Origin of the sequence: Neorhizobium sp. T7_12 (assembly GCF_002968535.1) — a bacterium.
In the GTDB taxonomy this organism is placed as follows: Bacteria; Pseudomonadota; Alphaproteobacteria; order Rhizobiales; family Rhizobiaceae; genus Neorhizobium; species Neorhizobium tomejilense.
The window spans coordinates 152,042-171,762 of record NZ_PVBK01000009.1 but is presented as its reverse complement, the minus strand read 5'-3'; the positions used below and the strand labels follow the sequence as shown (position 1 = coordinate 171,762).

Annotated in this window: 17 protein-coding genes; 7 read left to right on the top strand and 10 right to left on the bottom strand. The window is 58.3% G+C overall.

Annotated elements, in window-relative coordinates; translation table 11 throughout:
* From C5J26_RS19740 to C5J26_RS19700, 9 genes are all read right to left on the bottom strand, one after another.
* Positions 1-972, bottom strand: a complete 972-nt coding sequence (locus tag C5J26_RS19740) for a tripartite tricarboxylate transporter substrate binding protein (RefSeq protein ID WP_105403317.1) — start codon at positions 970-972, stop codon at positions 1-3.
* A 95-nt stretch (positions 973-1,067) separates the two neighbouring features.
* The gene (locus tag C5J26_RS19735; RefSeq protein WP_105403316.1) at positions 1,068-1,847 is read right to left on the bottom strand and encodes an SDR family NAD(P)-dependent oxidoreductase; all 780 of its coding nucleotides are present in this window, start codon (positions 1,845-1,847) and stop codon (positions 1,068-1,070) included.
* Between the two features lie 10 nt (positions 1,848-1,857).
* Complete coding sequence (locus C5J26_RS19730) at positions 1,858-2,805, bottom strand: 4-hydroxy-tetrahydrodipicolinate synthase (protein WP_105403315.1); 948 nt, start codon at positions 2,803-2,805, stop codon at positions 1,858-1,860.
* 298 nt (positions 2,806-3,103) lie between these two features.
* Entirely contained in the window at positions 3,104-3,787 is a 684-nt protein-coding gene (locus C5J26_RS19725; protein WP_105403314.1) for a TetR/AcrR family transcriptional regulator, read from the bottom strand.
* A 160-nt stretch (positions 3,788-3,947) separates the two neighbouring features.
* Positions 3,948-4,508 (bottom strand): hypothetical protein, encoded by a 561-nt coding sequence (locus C5J26_RS19720; protein ID WP_105403313.1) that lies wholly within the window; start codon positions 4,506-4,508, stop codon positions 3,948-3,950.
* Positions 4,509-4,641: 133 nt separating this feature from the next.
* Positions 4,642-5,301, bottom strand: coding sequence for a transcriptional regulator (locus C5J26_RS19715; RefSeq protein ID WP_105403312.1), 660 nt, complete (start codon positions 5,299-5,301; stop codon positions 4,642-4,644).
* A gap of 211 nt (positions 5,302-5,512) precedes the next feature.
* On the bottom strand, positions 5,513-6,751 hold the full coding sequence (locus C5J26_RS19710) for a D-arabinono-1,4-lactone oxidase (RefSeq protein WP_105403311.1): 1,239 nt from the start codon (positions 6,749-6,751) through the stop codon (positions 5,513-5,515).
* A 9-nt stretch (positions 6,752-6,760) separates the two neighbouring features.
* Positions 6,761-7,528 carry an SDR family NAD(P)-dependent oxidoreductase gene (locus C5J26_RS19705; protein WP_105403310.1) on the bottom strand — a complete coding sequence of 256 codons (768 nt, stop codon included), beginning with the start codon at positions 7,526-7,528 and terminating at the stop codon, positions 6,761-6,763.
* A 282-nt stretch (positions 7,529-7,810) separates the two neighbouring features.
* On the bottom strand, positions 7,811-9,907 hold the full coding sequence (locus C5J26_RS19700; RefSeq protein WP_105403309.1) for a carboxy terminal-processing peptidase: 2,097 nt from the start codon (positions 9,905-9,907) through the stop codon (positions 7,811-7,813).
* Positions 9,908-10,210: 303 nt separating this feature from the next.
* Between C5J26_RS19700 and C5J26_RS19695 the strand changes: the two genes are divergently transcribed.
* The 6 genes from C5J26_RS19695 (at position 10,211) to C5J26_RS19670 (ending at position 17,591) form a co-directional block, all read left to right on the top strand.
* Positions 10,211-12,109 (top strand): ABC transporter substrate-binding protein, encoded by a 1,899-nt coding sequence (locus tag C5J26_RS19695; RefSeq protein WP_105403308.1) that lies wholly within the window; start codon positions 10,211-10,213, stop codon positions 12,107-12,109.
* A 64-nt stretch (positions 12,110-12,173) separates the two neighbouring features.
* On the top strand, positions 12,174-13,181 hold the full coding sequence (locus C5J26_RS19690; protein ID WP_105403307.1) for an ABC transporter permease: 1,008 nt from the start codon (positions 12,174-12,176) through the stop codon (positions 13,179-13,181).
* On the top strand, positions 13,178-14,038 hold the full coding sequence (locus tag C5J26_RS19685) for an ABC transporter permease (RefSeq protein ID WP_105403306.1): 861 nt from the start codon (positions 13,178-13,180) through the stop codon (positions 14,036-14,038). Before C5J26_RS19690 ends, C5J26_RS19685 begins: the two co-directional genes overlap by 4 nt.
* Positions 14,038-15,105, top strand: coding sequence for an ABC transporter ATP-binding protein (locus C5J26_RS19680; RefSeq protein WP_105403305.1), 1,068 nt, complete (start codon positions 14,038-14,040; stop codon positions 15,103-15,105). The genes C5J26_RS19685 and C5J26_RS19680 overlap by 1 nt, the downstream gene beginning before the upstream one ends.
* The gene (locus tag C5J26_RS19675; RefSeq protein ID WP_105403304.1) at positions 15,102-15,998 is read left to right on the top strand and encodes an ABC transporter ATP-binding protein; all 897 of its coding nucleotides are present in this window, start codon (positions 15,102-15,104) and stop codon (positions 15,996-15,998) included. The genes C5J26_RS19680 and C5J26_RS19675 overlap by 4 nt, the downstream gene beginning before the upstream one ends.
* 45 nt (positions 15,999-16,043) lie before the next feature.
* Entirely contained in the window at positions 16,044-17,591 is a 1,548-nt protein-coding gene (locus C5J26_RS19670; protein WP_371674728.1) for an alpha-N-arabinofuranosidase, read from the top strand.
* Positions 17,592-17,633: 42 nt separating this feature from the next.
* Here the strand turns inward: C5J26_RS19670 and C5J26_RS19665 are convergent, their stop codons facing one another.
* Positions 17,634-18,560 carry a transcriptional regulator gene (locus C5J26_RS19665; RefSeq protein WP_105403302.1) on the bottom strand — a complete coding sequence of 309 codons (927 nt, stop codon included), beginning with the start codon at positions 18,558-18,560 and terminating at the stop codon, positions 17,634-17,636.
* Positions 18,561-18,828: 268 nt separating this feature from the next.
* Here C5J26_RS19665 and C5J26_RS19660 point away from each other — a divergent pair, with 268 nt between their 5' ends.
* Positions 18,829-19,707: a glycosyltransferase gene (locus C5J26_RS19660; RefSeq protein WP_172724062.1), complete on the top strand. Its 879-nt coding sequence runs from the start codon at positions 18,829-18,831 to the stop codon at positions 19,705-19,707.
* Positions 19,708-19,721 lie beyond the last annotated feature (14 nt).

Here is a 19,721-nt window from a genome sequence, read left to right as displayed (position 1 = left end):
TCATTCCACCTTGATGCCGGCCGTCTTGACGATCTCACGGTACCGCTTTGTCTCGTCAACCACGAAGGTCCTCAGATCGGCGCTGGTCTTGTACATCGGCTCGAAGCCGAAGACCGTCAGCTTGTCCTTGAATTCGGTGGAGGTGACAACATCCTGCAGGACCTTGCCGAGATATTCCGCCGCCTTTGGATCAAGATTTTTCGGCGCCCAGACGCCGTACCAGGAGAGCATTTCCAATGCAGGCATGCCGCTCTCGGCAACGGTCGGGACATCCGGTGCCAGGGGCGAGCGGGTCAGGCTGGTCACCGCAAGCGGCTTCAGCCGGCCTGCCTTGACATGCGGCAGCGACGACAGGATCGGGTCGGCGATCAGTTGCACCTGGCCGCCAATCATGTCGGTCAGGGCCGGACCGGCTCCCTTGTAGGTGACCACTTCAGTATCGACGCCAGCTTCACCCTTCAGGACTTCCACAGCCAGATGACCGGCCGAGCCATAACCGGAGGTGGCGAAGTTGTAGGAATCCGGATTTGCCTTCACCTCGGCGAAGAATTCCTTCAACGTGTTGGCCTTGTCCGACGGATTGGTGGTGATCAGCAGCGGGCCAGCCGCGATGCCGCTGATATGCGTGAAGTCATTGACGACATCGAAAGGCACGTTCTTGTTGATCAGCGGCGTGACCACATGGATCGACGCATTCAGCAGCAGGGTGTAGCCATCGGGAGCAGCCTTGACCACATCGGACGAACCGACCACGCCGCCGGCACCGCCCGCACGGTTATCGACCACGAAGGTCTTGCCGGTCTTGAGCGAAAGCGCGGCGGCAAGAACGCGTGCAACGCCATCGACTGCACCGCCCGGCGGATAAGGCACGACAATGGATACCGGCCGACTGGGATAGTCGTCCGCCTTGGCGAGGCCGGCCACCGGCAGCGTCACCGAGAGAAAAAGCAATGCTGTTGCGAAGCGGTTCATAGATGGATTCCTTCTGGCTCCAAGAGGATGTATGCAGTCGAAAGTCATTTTATGCATCGCGGATCCTTCGCGGCGAGCAGCAATCCGCTCCGACCTCAGAACGTTCCGGGATATTGCCCGCCATCGATCAGCAGGTTCTGAGCGGTGACGAAGCCGGCATTCGCCGAGCAGAGGAAGGCAATGTAGGCGCCAACTTCTTCGGGGCGTCCGTAACGGCCAGCCGGATTCTGTGCCGCACGGGCGGCCCATATTTCGTCGAAAGAACGACCGCTTTCCTGAGCAAGTACCTCGACATGCTGGCGCTGGCCATCCGAAGCAACAATGCCCGGGAGCATGTTGTTAATCGTCACATTATGGGCGATCGTCTGCCGAGCCAGGCCCGCGACGAAACCGACGAGGCCGGAGCGTGCCGCATTCGACATGCCAAGCTCGGCCTGGGCGATCTTGACGCTCCGCGACACGATGTTGACGATGCGGCCGAACTCGCGCTCCATCATTCCGTCGACAGTCAGGCGTATCATGTCGATCGGTGTCAGCATCATCCGATCAATGCCCCGCAACCAGTCCTCACGAGACCAGTTGCGGAAATCACCGGGCAGTTCGCCATCGGCGTTGTTGACCAGGATGTCCGGTTTTGGGCAGACAGACAGAACGGCTTCACGACCGGCAAGCGTGGTAATATCGCCGACGACAGCGGTAACGCGGGCGCCGGTAGCCGCTCGGATTTCTGCGGCTGTCGCCTGCAGTGTTTCGGGCGTGCGGGCGATGATGGTCAGATCCACATTCTCCCGCGCGAGAGCCATTGCGGCGGCCTTACCCATGCCCCGGCTTGCGCCGGTAACGATAGCATTCCGACCGGAGATCCCGAGATCCATCGGCCGAGCCTCAGGCGGCCAAGGCCGAAGCGGGCTTCAGCTTCCAGCCGTATTTCTTGTCGAGGCCGAGATCCTGGACGATACGGATACCCTTGGCGAGCGCTTCGCCTTCAAGGCCGGTCAATGGCCGCCGCAGTTCGCCAGCCGGCAGTCCGACAGCCTTCATCAGCGATTTCACGGCCACCGGATTGATGGCCGAGTAATTGTAATGCAGCAGCGGCAGAAGGTTCAAATAGGTGTCGCGGAACCCTTCGGCTTCGACATAACTCGTCCACGGACGTGACATCACCGCCACTTCGGCCGGGGCAATATTACCGCCCATATTGGCGGTGCCATGACCACCAAGGCTCATTGTTGGCACGACGAGGCCGAGATTGGGGCTGTCGCAGCACATGACCGAAACATCCGGACGCGCGGCGAGAACCTGGGCAACCTGGCCGACACGCGCGGTGGATTCCTTGTGAATGACGTAGTTGGGATGCTTGAAGATGCGCAGCAGGTGATCCCAATGCAGGTCGCTCTTGACGCGCGGCGGGTTGTTGTAGAGCCCGAGAGGCAGGTCGGTCGCGTCGGCGACCTCCAGGAAATAACCTTCGATGTCGGCTTCCGGGGCGCAGATATACGCTGGCGCAGCGAGAATGGCGCCGTCTGCGCCGTTATCCCTGGCGAACTTCACATTTTCAATCGTAACGTCCGTGTTGTTGCCAGTGCAGCCAAAGAAGATCGGCATCTTGGCCGTTTTCATCTTCGACGTCTCGACGATGATTTTCTTTTTCTCGTCAGCCGACAGCATGGATACCTCGCCGGTCGAGCCCATGATCAAGACGGCAGAGGTGCCGTTCGCCTCGTGGAAGGAAAGCAATGCGCGGAATGCGCCCATATCGACGGCGCCCGACTTGTCGAACGGTGTGATCAAGGCAACGAAGGATCCGGTGATCTTGGGGGCAGCAGCAGTCATTGCACGACTCCAGGAATGTTAAACGATGTTTGAAACATAATTTGAGACGAGGCGGAGTCAATGACTTTAATCGGTCAGACCGCCCAAGAATCAAGCAGCGGCCGGCGATTTTGGAAAAACCCGCATGCGATCGAAGGGATAACCGGAAAGACAGTCTAATCTTGAAATATTAGCCCCAACCTTTTTCTCAAAAGGCAATAAAAAAGATTATTATCCAGCGTAGATCCGATTTTAAATAGAAACTGAAGTATATCTTAGCTTAAGCAGCTTCTAGCTGTAAGTTCGAGATTTGGCATCATCACGCGACGGCAGGCGCCTGGAACCCAGTGCAGATAAACCGCGAGAGCTGACGGATGATCTCTTCGTCGTCATCGGTATCGCAAAGGCCGCCGGACAGTTGCTTGAGGCGGTACGATGCCGGGTCTGAATCGATCAGGACCTGCATGATGGCGCCAATCGAGAAATTGTAACGCCAGAAAATATCGCGGCGCTGCATATCCGGTAGTGCTCGACTAAAGGCATCGATAAAACGGAACACGGCAGGATCGACGCGACGTATGAAAAAACGGTTGGTCGATTCACGCGGCCGCGAACGGACCTGCAGGATCAGCCGCGTCAAAGGACGGGCGCCCGAGGCGTCACGGCTGAATTGTACCATCGGCCGGACAAGAGCCCCGACGACCTCCTCCAAAATCGGGAATCCCGGCCGGGCTGAGGCCTCGCATTTTTCCAAAGCCTCTATCCGGGCATGGGTATAGGGCTCCATCATCAGGTTAAGCACCTCGCTGACGAGCTCCTCCTTGGAGCCGAAATAATAATTGACGGCAGCAACATTCACATCGGCCCGCCTCGTGATGTCGCGAACGGTTGCCAGATCGAATCCCTGCTCGATAAATACTTCGCGCGCGGCCGCAACAATGCGCTCCCGCGGCTCATCCGCGCGATCGACTTTGGACGTTCCGTTATCTGCCTTTTTTGCCATGCATCCCAAATTCTTTGCTTCGTGGCCATCGTCGTCGTTTTGTAGCGGACCAACGGGGACCATCAAGTGCAATTTTGGGGAGTATGAGGATTTGTGGGGTCGTCATGAAGCTTGGCCAAGTTGCATTGGCTGGGTTAGGGTGCGATGGATAACGGCACGTTCAGCGTTCGAACCGCTCCAGCATCCTCTTCAGTTGCGCATTTTGCAGCTGAAGCTTGCGCGCCAACTGGTCCCGCAGCAGCCTGATCTCTTCATCAAGGCGGATTGCATCGTCGGAAACGGCGGGAACGCCTGGAGAGGGTGGCGGAACGGCTTCAATCGGTTCCGTTTTCTTGCCCCGGGTGCTGCGTTTTCGCGTTGCACCTTCGCCCGCCTGGGAGGGTTTCAGTGCGTCGTGTGCGGCCGTACCGGCCTCATCGGACAAGGCTGTATCAGTCGCCTCCACGGGCCTGGCGCCGTCGATATCCGCCGTGCCGTGAACACCGCTTGCCGTTTCTTCGGAATGATCCGGGGCCGCTGGCACCGCCTCCGATTGTTCGTAAGCGACCGGCTTTTCGTCGACCGGAGCATCCGCGGCGTTCAATCCGTTGTCGGTGGCCGTTTCAACCGGTTTGGCGATGGCCAATATGTCCGGCTTCACGTCATCGGTCGGGCCGTGTTCCTGGCGCTGCTGACGTCGCGGTGACACCAGCCGGGCAAGAAGTTTCCATGGAGACGCCATTTTATTCGACCTCGTATTCTACCCCGCAGGCAGGCTGCGAGCAAAAGCGTTGGCGGCAGGACCAGCCGCCGCCAAGATGTTCGTCTCGATATAGCCTTGAGAATGCGGCCAGCGCTTGACCGACGGCTGCCGATCAACCGAGGTTGAGCCGCTTTCGCAGATCGGCATTTTCAGCACGCAGCTTCTCGGCCAGCTGCTTGCGCAGTCTCTGGTTTTCCTCTTCCAGCTGCAGGAGATCCGCAAACTCGTCGACCGCCGCCACCGACGGAGCGGTCGCTGCCTGCACCGCCTTCGGAGCCCGTTTGACAGGCGCACGTTTGGCGCTTGGCGCACCTTCGTCGGACTTTGCCTTGCGTCCTCTCTTCGGCTTGACCGCTGCGGCATTCGAAGCCGCTGCCGGTTGCGCCGAAACTGCGGCTGAGGCCGTTTCAGCGGCCGCCTTTTTGGCGCGAGGTTTGCGCTCCTTCTTCGGTGCGGGCGCCGCAACCGTCGGCGTGTCAGCATCAGTCATCGTATTGTTTTCGTCGGCCATTATGGTCTCCTGTAAAGCCGCTGCATTTGTCTCCTGCTCGATCGGCGGTGTCAACAACGCCGCGGCCCGTTGTTCGCCGGCGAAAGACATTCCGGCGCTGTGAACCTGGGACGTTTCCGGAAGGAACGGCATTGCCTCGTCCTGCAGATCCTGCGCCACGGACTTGAGATCCACGTCTCCCCAGATCGAGTTCGGATTGGAATTGAGTTTTCGCCGACCCGATCTGTACTCGACGGCAAAGCTGCGCTGGACTTTTTTCACTTTAAGAGGCCTTGGGTGTCTGCGGTGATGTTTCGGCGACGCTTTCAGCATCGCGACAAGCCCTGCAGATAACCCCTATCGCCCCGGCGGTCCAGACCCATGGGCGATACCCGGCCCGAACTCTGATCCTGCCGCACTGATGGGATGTGCCGCGGCCACCACGATAGCGGGTCGGCCGAAGCGCCAAGTCGAGGCTCGCCTAGCTTGACGCCTATCCAAACAACATCTTCAAATGATCGTTCAGGAACCGGCCCTTCGGATCCAAATCCCGTCTCAGTGCTCGAAACTCTTTGGCGCGAGGGTAAAGCCTTGTCACGTCGTCCGTGTCGAGGAAATGCATCTTTCCCCAATGCGGGCGAGAATTGTATCCGCCTAGAATTTGATCGACATCCTTCAGGAAGGGCCAGTAATCGATACCTGGGCCACCCGACACCGACAGGGTGATGCTGTCCTGGCGATGAAAGGGGCTCATCCATGCCGGATCGCCGGCCGTGAAGCGGTATTCGATCGGATAGATACAGTTGGTGTGCTTGTTCAGCATCAGATCCCGGACAGCCCTTATCGCGGCCTTGCCGTGTTCGAGGGGAACGGCATATTCCAGTTCGACGAAATTCGGCACGTATTCGATCGGATAGACTTCGGAACTGTAGGCGATCTTTTCGAATTCGCTCTCCATCGGCGCGGCGTCGGTGATGTCCATCACCTTCATCTCGCAGACATCGGCCAGCTTGTTCGTGCTCGACACCGCAGACGTGTCGGGAAGGCAGTACAGATGACGGCTTTCCGGCGTCGGGCACCAGAAGAAGCCGAAATGGCGGTGCCTGGAAGCCAACTCGTCGTGACGCTCCATGCAGGTCTCGAAATCGTCCCGCCAGAGACGCTCGTGCAGATTATAGGCGTCCATGACGTTGAGCGTCAGCGAGGAGATAACGCCGAGCGTTCCCACCGAGACCTGGGCTGCGTGCAGCCTGTCACTGTCGCGACCGTCGATATCGAGGACATCGCCGGTCGCGGTGACGATACGCAAGCCGGCAATCGATGAGGCCAGGTTTCCGAGCTTGATCCCGGTACCGTGGGTCCCGGTCGTAAACGCACCGGCAACAGCCTGGCTGTCGATGTCGCCCTGGTTGATCAATGAAAGACCGTGTTCTTTCAGCGTCCTCCCGACTTCGTTGATGCGTGTTCCGCCTGCCACCGTGATCTGTTTTCGATCACGGTCGATGTTTTGCACGCCGCGCAGGTTTGCGAGCGACAGCAACAGCCCGTTGGTGCCGACGACGGGTGTGAAGGAATGTCCAGAGCCCGAAACACGCACTGCCAGATCACGCCTGTCGGCTTCGTGGACAAGCTCCGCCACTTCAGCCTCCGTTTCCGGCGAAGCTTTGAATTGTGAAACGCAATATTGATTGCCGACCCAGTTGCGCCACAGGCCGCCTTTTTCCAGAGCCATGTTTTCCCCTCACATCGCTGTAAAACAATTATCGACAAACAGGTGGGTCCCGCTGACGAAGCTGGCGTCGTCGCTCGCCAGGTAGAGCGCCGCCTTGGCGACCTCGTCCGGCCGGCACATCCTGCCTTGCTGAGCCGTGATCGCTGCATCCGAGACGTCCACGCCGTAGCGGGTCAGTTCCTCGACCTCCTTCTGGCCGTGTGGCGTCTGGATGAAGCCGGGGCAAACCGCGTTGCAGCGGATGTTGCGGTCGCGGAATTCGACCGCGATCGCCCGGGCAAACATGTGGCAGGCGCCCTTGGTCGTATCATAGAGAACTTCCATCGGTGTCGCGGCGACCGCCGAGATCGACGACGTGCAGACGATGGACCCGCCACCCGCCTTGATCATGTGCGGCAGGACCGCACGGGTCATCAGGAACATGCTGCGGACATTGATGGCCATCAGCCGGTCCCAGTCCGCCACAGAAGTTTCGAGGAACGGCCGGACGATGATCGTTCCGGCATGATTGAACAGCACCGTTATCGGTCCGAGTTCACCGGAAATTGCGTCTACCGCCTGTTTCACCTGCAGTTCGTCGGAAACGTCGGCGGGTGCAAACGCAGCCTTCAGGCCTTCTTCACGCAGCCGTGCTGCGACAGCCGCCCCCTGGCTATGCGGGAGATCGACAATCCCCACAGCCGCCCCCTCTCGCGCAAAAAGCTCGGTGGCGGCAAGGCCGCACCCACCCGCGCCGCCACTGATGAGCGCGATCTTACCGTCCAGACGACCAGCCATTCAACCTCCAACGATTGCTGATAACGGCCGATCGATGGCTGAGTGGGGCTCTTTTCGAGCCTCTTATTCTCCGGCCGATGAAGGGCAGCTTACTCCTGCTTGGTAGCAGCAAACTGGCCTAATTTTGCGCCGCGGTCTATTGCTGACTTGACCCGTCTGTTCAGGTGCGTCGGGTGGCCGGTCAATCTGACTTCGTCCCCCTACGAAAGGACTTCTCCCAAGGCGGAACGCTTTCCGTTCGGGGGTTTAGAAGCCCACGCTCTGGGTGTAGGCATCCCCCATTTATCGGGTGCCGGTCTTTCGCGCATTTTCAGCCAAATCGGCCTGATCGGCAACAATTGAGGCTGCTTCGTTTCTCAAGACGTCCTTGGCGTTCTTGCGGGCATTTTCAATCGCGATATCAGCATTCAGGCTCCGCTCATTTGCTTGCAGGCCATCGTCTTTATCGGGAACCAAACCATCGTTTGCCTGCTCGCGCGCCTTGAGACGGGTCGTAAGAGCAGTGAGTTCGTTCCGACGTTCAACTTCATTGAGGGAGATGACACGCTTTTCACGTTGCACCTTCAGCTCTGCGGCGTCTTCTGCGAAACGTTGAAAATCCCGATCGCTTTGTACCCGAGTATCATGCCGGCCTTGCAGTTGCTGCAGCAGCCCGCTCCTGTTGCCTGCGGCCGCATAATTCGCAGGCTTGATCTGACCCCAAGGCAGCGCATTGTCATAACTCGCTTCACCAAGGGTCTTCGGGTCCGAGAGGCCCGGCAAGCTAATATCGGGTGTCACGCCGCGCAGCTGTGTCGTGCCGCCGTCGACCCGGAAAAATTGGGCGATCGTCAGTTTCAATTGGCCGAATTTTGGTTTGCTGTTATGGGCCACCTGATCGAGGTCGACCACCGTTTGCACGGTACCTTTACCGAAGCTAGGTTCGCCGACGATCACGCCGCGACCGTAATCCTGTATCGCTGCGGCAAAAATCTCCGAGGCCGACGCTGAGCCGCGATTGATCAATACCCCGAGCGGACCCGCCCACGCAGGCGTCGGCAGATCATCGCTTTCTACCTTGATCTTGCCATCGGCGTCGCGTTGCTGAACCACCGGGCCTTTCCCGACGAACAGGCCTGTCAAGTCAATCGCCTCGGCCAACGAGCCTCCACCGTTGTCGCGCAAGTCGATCAGGACGCCGTCGACCTTTTCCCGTTTCAGTTCGCCAAGAAGCTTGGCAACGTCTCGGCTTGCGCTTCTGTAGTCTTTCTCGCCTTTTCGCCGCGCTTCGAAGTCCTCATAGAACGCCGGCAAGGTGATCACACCAATTCTGCGCGCGACACCGCGGTCCTCCAAGGGCAGGATGGTCTTTTTTGCGGCCTGTTTTTCGAGGCTGATTTTGTCTCGCACCAGGCTGATGACGCGGCGGCTTCCGTTCTCTCCGGCATCCGCCGGCAAGACATCCAGGCGCACAACGGAATTTTTCGCCCCGCGGATCATTTGCACGACTTCATCAAGGCGCGTGCCCACGACTTCCTTTATGGCGCCATCATCGCCCTGACCAACACCGACAATGCGGTCGCCGACCGCCAGCATTCCGGACAATTGCGCAGGCCCACCCGGCACGAGCTCACGGACCGTCGTGTAACCATCGCGCTCCTGCAGTACGGCGCCAATACCGACCAGTGAGAGCTTCATCGAAATGTCGAAATTGGCCGAAGCGGCGGCGCCGAAATAGTCCGTGTGCGGATCAACGGACGTGGTGTAGGCGCCCATGAATGACTGGAACGCGTCGTCGCTCTTGTAGGTATAAACGCGCTCCAGGATATTCTTGTAACGTTTGTCGAGGGTATCGCGAATAGCCGTGTCGGCTTGGCCTGCCAGTTTCAACCGCAGCCAGTCGCCTTTGACGCGCTTGCGCCAGAGGTCATTGCTCTGCTCTTCGGATTTCGGCCAGGGCTCTTTGTCGCGCGACAGGGAATAGTCTTCCCGCACGCTGAAATCGAAGCCCTGTTTGAGCAAGTTGCGCGCATATGTCATGCGGTCCACAACTCGCTGCGAATAGACGTTGAAAATCGAAAACGGAACCTTCAGGTCTTCGCCGACGATGGCATCATCGATCTTGGTGCTGTCGGCCGCGAACTTGTCGATGTCGGCTTGCAGGAAAAAGCTCCGGTCGGAATCCAGAGACTCGATAAACCGATCCATGATTTTAGCCGACAAGGCATCGTTGAGCGGAACAGGCTTGTAAGCATATCGCGTCAGGAACTGTGCGCTCAAATGAGCGGCTTGCGCCTGCTCCTGCAGCGGCGACAAGACCGGCGGCGGTCCAAGTTCCAAGGAGTAGGCCGACGGTGCGATTGCAAGGAACAGGCCAAGGAAACCATATCGTATGCGCATTCAGCTTTGATCCCATTTGCAAAATCGAGTCTATACTACGCAATGTTGGTGCAACAATGATGCCGTCTTGGCAACCAGATGAACAAGCAACATCTCGTGTTCATGAGGGAAAATGAGACATGCCTTTGGCCATAGTTCGCTTGCGCGTCCCCTTCCACCCACCCGTGACCTTTGCCGTGCAAACGGAACTATATCCGCAAATATGATATAGATCACAAATTCGGTTGACATTTTTAGTCGCTCAGGCAGTATCGAGGCCATTCGGATAGCCGATTAGCACGCTGGAACTGGGAGGATAACGGCATGCTTTCGAGAAGGACGTTTATGTGGCTCGCGGGGACCTTTCTCGCGACCAGGCCGGCGCTTGGGCAAGTGCCGAGTAACGATTTGCCCCGAGAACAGCTGCTGATTCTCGAAAACCCGGAAGGGACGATCAAAAACGCCGGATGGTTCAACATCTGGGCCATCAACGCCGGCGGTCAATCGACGGGTCTCCATCAGAACGTGATGGACACTTTCTGGTACATCGACCCCGATCACGGCATCGACGGCGTCTGGGACAATTCCCTTGCGACCGAAAAGCCGATCTATAACAAGAACTTCACGGAGATGACCGTGAAGCTCCGCTCCGGCGTCTTCTGGAGCGACGGCATCGAGTTCACCGCGGACGACGTGGTGTTCACCATCGAGACCCACATGAAGACCAGCGGCCTGCGCTGGAGTGCACCGGTCCAGATCAACGTCGCGGCGATCGAGAAGAAGAGCCCGACGGAAGTGCTCTTCAAACTCAAAAAGCCCAATTCACGCTTCCATGCGCTGTTTACGGTTCGCTGGAACGCCATGTGGATGATGCCGAAGCACGTGTTTGAGAAGGTCGGCGACGTTCTCAAGTTCGACTTCAACCCGCCGGTTGGGCTGGGTGCCTATACGCTCCACAATTTCGACCGCGGCGGCAAGTGGTTCATCTGGAAGAAACGCGAGGATTGGAAGCGTACCTCGGTCGCCCGGTTCGGCGAACCCGGCCCCGGTTACCTCGCCTATATTGACCCGGGACCGCCCGAAAAGCGGGTTATCGAGCAGCTCAATCATCGTCTCGACGTCATCCATGACCTGTCCCCCGAGGGCATGTTCACGCTCGCCAAGGACTCGCCCTCGTCGGTCAGCTGGTTCAAGGGGTTCCCCTATGCACATCCTGATCCGACATTGCCTTCGGTCATCTTCAACAATCGGCTGGAAAAATTCCAGAACAAGGACGTCCGCTGGGCGCTGGCGCTGCTGATCGACATCAAGGCCGTCAGCATGGCCTCCTATCGCGGCGCAGCCACCATCTCCGCGATCGGGGTGCCGCCCACCGGACTTTATCCGAAATACTATTTCGCACCCATGGAGCAGTGGCTGACTGGTTTCGAGCTCGACACGGGCAAGCGGAAGATCAAGCCCTACGATCCGACGATCGGCAAACAGATCGCAGAAATGCTGCGTCCGTCCCTCAAGGACCAGATACCAACGGACCCGGCAGATATTGCGACCGCGTTTGGCAGGGGATGGTGGAAACCTGATCCGGAGGCGGCAACCGAACTTCTCCAGAAAGCCGGCTTCACCAAACAGGGGGACCGCTGGTTTCAACCGAACGGGCAACCGTTCTCGGTGAAGGTCATGGTCGAAGGCGATCTCCGGCCGGTCATGACGCGCGCCGGATCGATCATCGCGCAACAATGGCGGCGTTTCGGCATCGATGCGAATATCGACGTCGCCCAGGGAACGATGCTTGACCGGCGAGGCGTCGGCGACTTCGACACCTTCATAGGCTGGAGCGTCGAGACCTGGGGTGGTCACCCTGACCTGTCGTTCTTCCTCGACAGCTGGCATTCCCAGTTTGTTGTCGATGTCGGCAAGGTGCAACCGCCGAGAAACTGGCAACGTTGGAAAGAACCGAGGCTGGACAAGATCATCGAGGAGATCCGCACGATCGATTTCGACGATCCCCGTGGGGTCGAGCTTGGTCTCGACTATCTGAAGCTGGCCGCGGAAGAAATGCCGATCATTCCGCTCATGGCTTACAACGTCTTCGCGACCATGGACACGACCTACTGGACCGGTTTCCCGAGCCTCGCAACGAAGCCATACACGAACCCGGTCGCCAACTGGGGCAACACTAAATACATGATGGTCAATTTGAAGCCGACCAAGCCGGCAAAGTGAGAAACTGCCGCCCGGAGCCTCCAAGGCACCGGGCGGAGACCTCATCCCGAAATACGAGGCATCAATGCGATCCTACGCCATCTACGTGGCCAAGCGCGTCCTGCAGTTCGCGCTGGTCGTTTTCGTCGGCATCAGCATCACGTTTCTGATCACGCATCTTACGCCGATAGATCCGGTCGAGCATGCCGTCGCACAAGTGAGCACATTTGGCTTTTCCAGCCCCGAATCCATCGAGCTTCTTCGGCAGTCCCTCAAGGAACTCTACGGCGTCGGAGACAATCTGTGGGAGGAGTATCTGATTTTCTGGCGTCGACTTGCCATGCTCGACTTCGGCCCCTCGCTGTCGGCATTTCCGACGCCCGTGAGTGAACTGATCGGGAGAGCCATTCCCTGGACGATTGGTCTCCTGACAGTGTCCACCATATTGAGCTGGTTTATTGGCAATATCCTTGGCGGACTGGCGGGCTACTACAGCCGCAATCGTATCCTTCGGATCCTTGGCATGATCATGATGGGGCTCCATCCGGTGCCCTATTACATTGTTGCCTTCGTCCTGTTGATCGTCTTCACATTCCTCCTGCCGATCCTGCCGAGCAGCGGCGGCTATGAGATGAACCTTGCGACCGGCTGGACGCCACAATTCGCGGGCAGCGCGCTGTTGCACTCCATTCTGCCATCGCTTTCCCTCATCCTCGTCGGTGTCGGCAGCTGGTTCATGGGAATGCGGGCGCTGGTCTCGAATATCGTTACCGACGACTATGTCACCTACGCTGCACTCGCCGGCGTGCCGGACAAAAAACTCGTAACGTCCTACGTCATGCGCAACGCCTTCCTGCCGCAGATCACCGGCCTTGCGATGTCGATCGGCGCCATATTCAACGGCGCGGTGATCACCGAACAGGTTTTCGGCTACCCGGGCATCGGCCGCCTCCTGGTCGAGGCAGTTCATGCAGCAGATTATTCGCTCGTTCTGGGGATCACGTCGATTGCCATCATCGCGGTCTCGGCAGCCGTCCTCATCATCGACATCATCTATCCCCTGATCGACCCGCGCGTACAGGTGACCCAATGATTGCCGTCCTGAGAGACCTGTTCCGCTATAACGGCGAGTTCGCGATCGGATGCATGATCATGGCGATCATCCTCGGCATCGCCGCTGCCTCCTTCTTCTCCCCCTACGAGCCGATCGACTCCTACCTTGTGGCCTTGGATGCGCCACCGTCGCTGGAATATGTATTCGGCACCAATTCGCGCGGTCAGGACATTTTCTGGCAATTGACCTTTGCGATTCGCAATACCCTCGCCTTCGGCTTCATCGTGGCGCTCATCAGCCGGATACTCTCCCTGGTGATCGGACTGATCTCCGGTTATGTCGGCGGAATCGTCGACCGCATCCTGATGTCGATCAACGATACCTTTATTGTCATTCCGCTCTTCCCGCTTCTGGTCCTGCTCTATTTCGTATTGCGGGACGACATGACCTGGTTCGTGCTTGCGCTCGTCATGGCGGGCCTCGGATGGGCCTATGACGCGCGGCTTATTCGATCGGTGATGATCAGCCTCAGAACCCGTGAATTCACCAACACCAGCGTTTTCTCCGGCATGTCTATGCCGAGGATCGTCACGCAGGAACATCTACCCTATGTGCTGCCGATCGTCTTCTCGACGTTCATGAACAACATGAACTGGTCGATCGGGCTCGAAGTCACGCTTGCTGTCCTGGGGTTTACAGATGTCGACACCCCTACCATCGGCGGCATGATCTTCTGGGCCAACCAGCACAGCGCAATGGTGTCCGGAGTCTGGTGGTGGTACTTCTTTCCCACCCTCTTCGTGACGTTGACGTTCATCGGGCTCTTCCTGCTGGCCATCTCGATGAATGAATATATCGATCCGCGAAGCCGGCTCGATCGGATGGGGAATTCCTGATGACGCAAATCTCAGCCTCAGCCGGCCGCGAGCACGCCCACGTTCTGGAAACGAGCGATCTTCGCGCCTACTACCGGATGAAATATTTCGGGATCGACCGCGAGGTAAGGGCTGTCGACGGGATCTCGATGCATGTGCGCAAGCACGAGATCTATGGCATTGCAGGTGAATCCAGCTGCGGCAAGACCACGTTCATCAAAGCGATCGCGGCTGCGATCAGGCCTCCGTTGGAAATTGTCGGCGGCCAGGTGAACTACAGCTTCATCGACGATGATCTCTATGCGTTGCCCCCGGCACGACGCACGGCCATACGCTGGCGGCACCTCTCCTACATCCTGCAAGGCTCGATGAACGTGCTCAATCCCGTTCGTCGCATTCACAAAACGTTCGAGGATTTCGCCTTCCGGCACATGCATTTGCCACGCGCCGAATTCGACCAGGAGGTGCGCCGCCATCTGGAACGGCTGCGCCTTCCTGCTGAGATCCTCCGCTCCTATCCGCACGAACTCTCGGGCGGGATGCGACAGCGCGTTTGCATCGCGCTCGCAACGCTTTGCAAGCCGGAGTTCATCATCGCCGACGAACCGACGACCGCGCTCGATGTTGTCGTCCAGAAAGACGTCCTGGCGATGATCCGGGAAACACAACATGAATTCGGATCGTCGATGATCTTCGTGACCCACGACCTGACGGTTCATGCAAATATCGCTGACAGGCTCGGCATCATGTATGCCGGCCGGCTTGTCGAAGAAGGGCGAACCGCCGACGTTTTTGCCAACCCTTTGCATCCGTACACGGCCCATCTGATCGCCAGCCTGCCGACGCTCGGCGACAGGCATACACGCGACGGGCTTCACGGAACCCCGCCGAACCTCGCCGATCCTCCAAAAGGATGCCGCTTCCATCCGCGATGTCCACTGGCGATGGAGATTTGTCGACATGAGAATCCCGCCCTTACCACCCTCGCCAAAGATCACAGGGTGGCATGTTTCGCAGCGAGCTCGGACGTCCTGCCGACACCTGATGGAAAACCAAACCGGCACGAGGAATTGGAGATAGAGCGATGACGGCTCCTCTTCTGCATCTCGACGGCGTCACCAGGCTCTACAAACGAGGCGGCCTGCTTGGCCGTCAGGAATTCCGGGCCGTCGACAATGTATCATTCCGCCTGGAGGGCGATGAACCTCAGGTCTTCACGATCATCGGCGAATCCGGAAGCGGCAAGACGACACTTGCGAGGATGATCCTCAACATGGTCCGGCCAAGCGCGGGGACGATCTTCTTCAAGGGCGGCGACCTGGCTTCGATCCGTGGGACGGGAGCGCGGCGAAGATTCATGAAAGAGGTCCAGCCGATCTTCCAGAACCCCTTCGAAGCGTTCAATCCACTGAAACGCGTCGATCGCTATCTGTTCATGACGGCAAAAAATTTCACTGACGCCCATTCACCCGCGCAGCTGGAAGCCGTTGCCGACAGGGCGCTGAACAACGTCGGCCTGTCGATTGCCGAAGTCCGCGGCCGGTTTCCCCATGAGCTCTCCGGAGGTCAGCTCCAGCGGGTGGCGATTGCCCGGGCGCTTATCCCCGGCCCGTCGATGCTGGTCGCGGACGAGCCGGTTTCGATGGTCGATGCCTCGCTGAGAATGTCGATCGTCAATCTGTTTCGTGCCCTGCGCGATGATCTCAAGGTTTCGATCCTCTACATCACGCACGATCTTGCGACGGCCTATTACGTGAGCGACAGGATCATCATCATGCGCAAGGGTGAAATCGTCGAAAGCGGCGAGGCTCGCTCGGTCCTTGACAACCCCCAGCATCCGTATTCGCAACTCCTGAAGTCCGCCATCCTGTCTCCCGACCCGAACGGTCGCGGCGTGCTGACCGGCGACAGCGCCGCGTCCCAGCAAGCGCGCGCATCACCCCAGCCGTCGACCGAAGAGACAGAGCTGCAGCCGCATTAGCGGCAAATTACCCGTTTCCTGAAGCAAAGTGAGATTTGAGAGATGATCAAGGCCCAAGCCCGGTTCGACCGGGACTTTATCATTGGTGAAACCGACAACCGTCTGTTCGGTGCATTCGTCGAACATCTTGGCCGCTGTGTCTATGGCGGCATTTTCGAACCTGGACATCCAACGGCTGACGAAAAGGGGTTCAGGCGGGATGTTCTGGAGCTCGTGCGCGAGCTCAATCCCACCATCATGCGCTACCCCGGCGGCAATTTCGTTTCCGGTTACAATTGGGAGGATGGCGTGGGGCCGGTCGAGCAGCGCCCACGCCGCCTCGACCTGGCATGGAAATCCGTCGACACCAATCAGTTCGGAACCAACGAATTTATGGACTGGTGCCGAGTTGCCGGTATCGAACCGATGCTGGCTGTCAACCTCGGCACGCGCGGACCGGACGAAGCCCGCCATCTGCTTGAATATTGCAATCATCCTTCCGGAACCCACCTTTCCGAACTTCGCCAACAGCATGGCTGGGAGAAACCGCACGACATCAAATTCTGGTGCCTGGGCAACGAAATGGACGGCGGCTGGCAGATGGGAGCGAAAACGGCCGAAGAGTATGGTCGGATCGCCGCCGAGACGGCAAAGATGATGCGGATGACCGATCCGACGATCGAACTGGCGGCCTGCGGATCCTCCGGACGAAAAATGGCGACCTATGGCGAATGGGAGAGGATCGTCCTCGAACACACGTTCGATCATGTCGAGTTCATATCGCTCCACACCTATCTCAACAATTATGCCGACGATACGCCTTCGTTCCTGGCAAGCCCCGACCTGATGGACAGCTTCATCGAAGAGGTGGTTTCGATTGCCGATGCTGTCGCGGCCCGACGTCGCTCCCGCAAGCGCATCATGCTGAGCTTCGACGAATGGAATGTCTGGTATCGCACCCGGCGCGGCGAACAGAACCGCGTCAAGGAAGGCTGGCCTGTTGCCCCACCCATACTGGAGGAGGAATACGACATGCAGGATGCGCTTGCCTTCGGCGGCGCATGCATCTCGCTCCTCAATCACGCCGACCGCGTCAAGGCCGGATGCCTCGCCCAGCTTGTAAACGCCATCGCCCCCATCATGACGGAAACCGGTGGTCCGGCCTGGCGGCAGACGATCTTTTGGCCCTTCTCGGACTTCAGCAATCTTGGCAGGGGCAGCGTCCTCAGGACCCGCGTCGATACGCCGACCTATGCCACTCGCTATTACGACCCCACGCACACGGAAGACCTGTACGACAAGATCGACGCCGTTCCTTACCTCAAGTTCTCGGCGGTGCATTCGGAGGAGAACAAGACGGTTACCCTCTTCATCCTGAACCGGCACCTTTCCGACGATATGCAGATTGACGTCGCGGCAACCGGCTTTGGCGGGCTGAAGCTGCAGCGAGCACATTCGCTGCATCACCATGACCTCAAGGCGAGCAACACCAAGAATGAACCGAACAAGGTGGCGCCTCACGATCTGAGGGAGATAGACGTGACGAGTGGCAGCGTCACGGTCACCGTTCCTCCCGCGTCCTGGAGCGTCGTCCGGTTTGGCGCTTCCCTGTGAAGCCGAAGTCGAGGACGGGGTCGTAGCGCCTCCTACCTGCCGTCAGGCAAGATAGAGCCGCATGATGATGTCCTGGTCGTAGTTGCCAAACCCGCGACCGAAGACGTTGATGCCCCCCGGGTGGGGGGCATTCTCTTCTATGCCGATTTTCATCCGGATCGAATGATGCTCGGCCAGGCCGATGTCGTCGATTGTGACGTTGGAGATCGATACGCCGTCGATAAATGATCCATGCCTGGTGACGCGCCAAGTCTTCAGCTTGCCGTATTGAGAACCTTCAAGCTTCCACCATTGCGGCGTGTAGACCCCACGCTTGTCGCCATAGTCACCGGGTGACGTCCAGGTCCCGATGCGATGTTCGTTGATCCACAGCGTTATGTCGGACGGCCAGTTGACGTTCGTGCCGGGCACTTCCGACGAGAGCTCCATCGAGAATTCGATCGCCTCGACCGCCGAGTTAACAAGCTTGGCATTGTTCGGAAATTTGTATTCGACATTGCCGCGGCCGAACCAGATCAACGCTGCCTGCACCCGGCCGGGATCGAGAAAGAAATCGGGAACATCCAGCAGGCCGATGACACCTTCCGGCGAGCAAAGCCCGCATGGTGCAGAAACTTCGCAACTCGTGTAGAGCCCGAGAGGCATCGCGACCTCGATCTGGTTGTTTCTGGTCGCTTTTTCAGCGGTGTCGAAACGAACGATGATCTCGTCGTATTTGGCGCTGCAAACCTTCTGATTGCCTTTGGTCGCCTTGACGGAAGAGGTCTCGATGAGGCCGGCCTCCTCCAGGGTCAGAATGTTCACGGCAACCGTCGACTGCGGCAGCGAGAGCGCCGCGCTGATCTCGTTGACGTTCAGCTTTCCCCGATCATGGAGAAGTTGAAGGATGTTGACCCGGATGGGTGACGCCAGGCCCTTGAGAACCAGGCTGCCGGTGTTGGCGGATATTGAGAGAAAATTCGGCTTCATACTTCAGATCATGCCGTTGCCCTTCATCTATATCAAGATTTTTGATTTAGTGAGAGCGAGTTTTCCGGTAACCGGGGTCGGCCGATCTGACCTTGTTTGGCCAGTATGGGCCGAAGCAAATTGATCGCACGTATCTTCAGCCGCGGCACTATCGGTTCAGCCGCACCGCCGACATCAATGACAATATTCGGCAACATCATATAACAACTATAAACAATCACCCGCACCAAAGTCGCTTAAACCGTCTCCAGATTATTGATGGAGCGGCATGTTGGTTACGATTGTTTGCATGAAATGGGGTACGGCTTTCACCGCCAGCCATGTCAATGCTCTTTATGCCGGTGTGTTGCGCAACATGGAGGAGCCATTCGACTTTGTCTGCCTGACGGACGATCGTCGCGGCCTTGCTTCCAGCATTCTCACTCGTCATATCCCGAACCTTGGCCTGCCTGAGCAGGCGTGGAGACGAGGGTGCTGGCCCAAGATCGGCGTGTTTGCCCCGGGTCTATTCCCGCCCGGAGACGTCGTGCTTTTCCTCGATCTCGACATCATGGTCCAACGATCACTCGCCCCGCTGATCGGTCTGCTTCGGGAGCGCCGTCATTTTGTGATCCAGCGGGAATGGAATCCGGATCTCTGGAGCCTGCTCCCAAACAGCTTCAGGCCGGACAGGGGTGCCCAGTCATCCGTCTTTGGATTTCATGCAGGAAATGTCGATGGAATTTACCACGATTTCGTAAGCAAAGCCGACGCGATCATCGCGCAATTCAAGAACGACCAGTCCTACCTGACGCATGCGGTGCGGCAAAAAAGTTACTGGCCGGCAGGTTTCTGCGTCAGCTTCAAGAGAAGCTGCACGAAATACTTTCCGATCAATCTGCTCCTGCCGAGGATCAAGCAGCCACGGAACGCGAAAATCATCGTCTTCCACGGAAAACCGAGGCCCTGGGATACGATGGTCGAAGAAGGCCAGCGATGGGGATCGAAAAGGCGATTTGGCGTCGGTCCGGTCCCATGGATCAAACAATACTTCAAACAGGCGGACGCGATGCTGGCTTCTCTCGCCAATGCCGCAGACAATTTCGACGCCGGGGCCCATGCCTCCACAGCAAATGCCGGCCTGGAGCGGGCAAACGCCGAGTTATAGCAATAGCTAAGGTT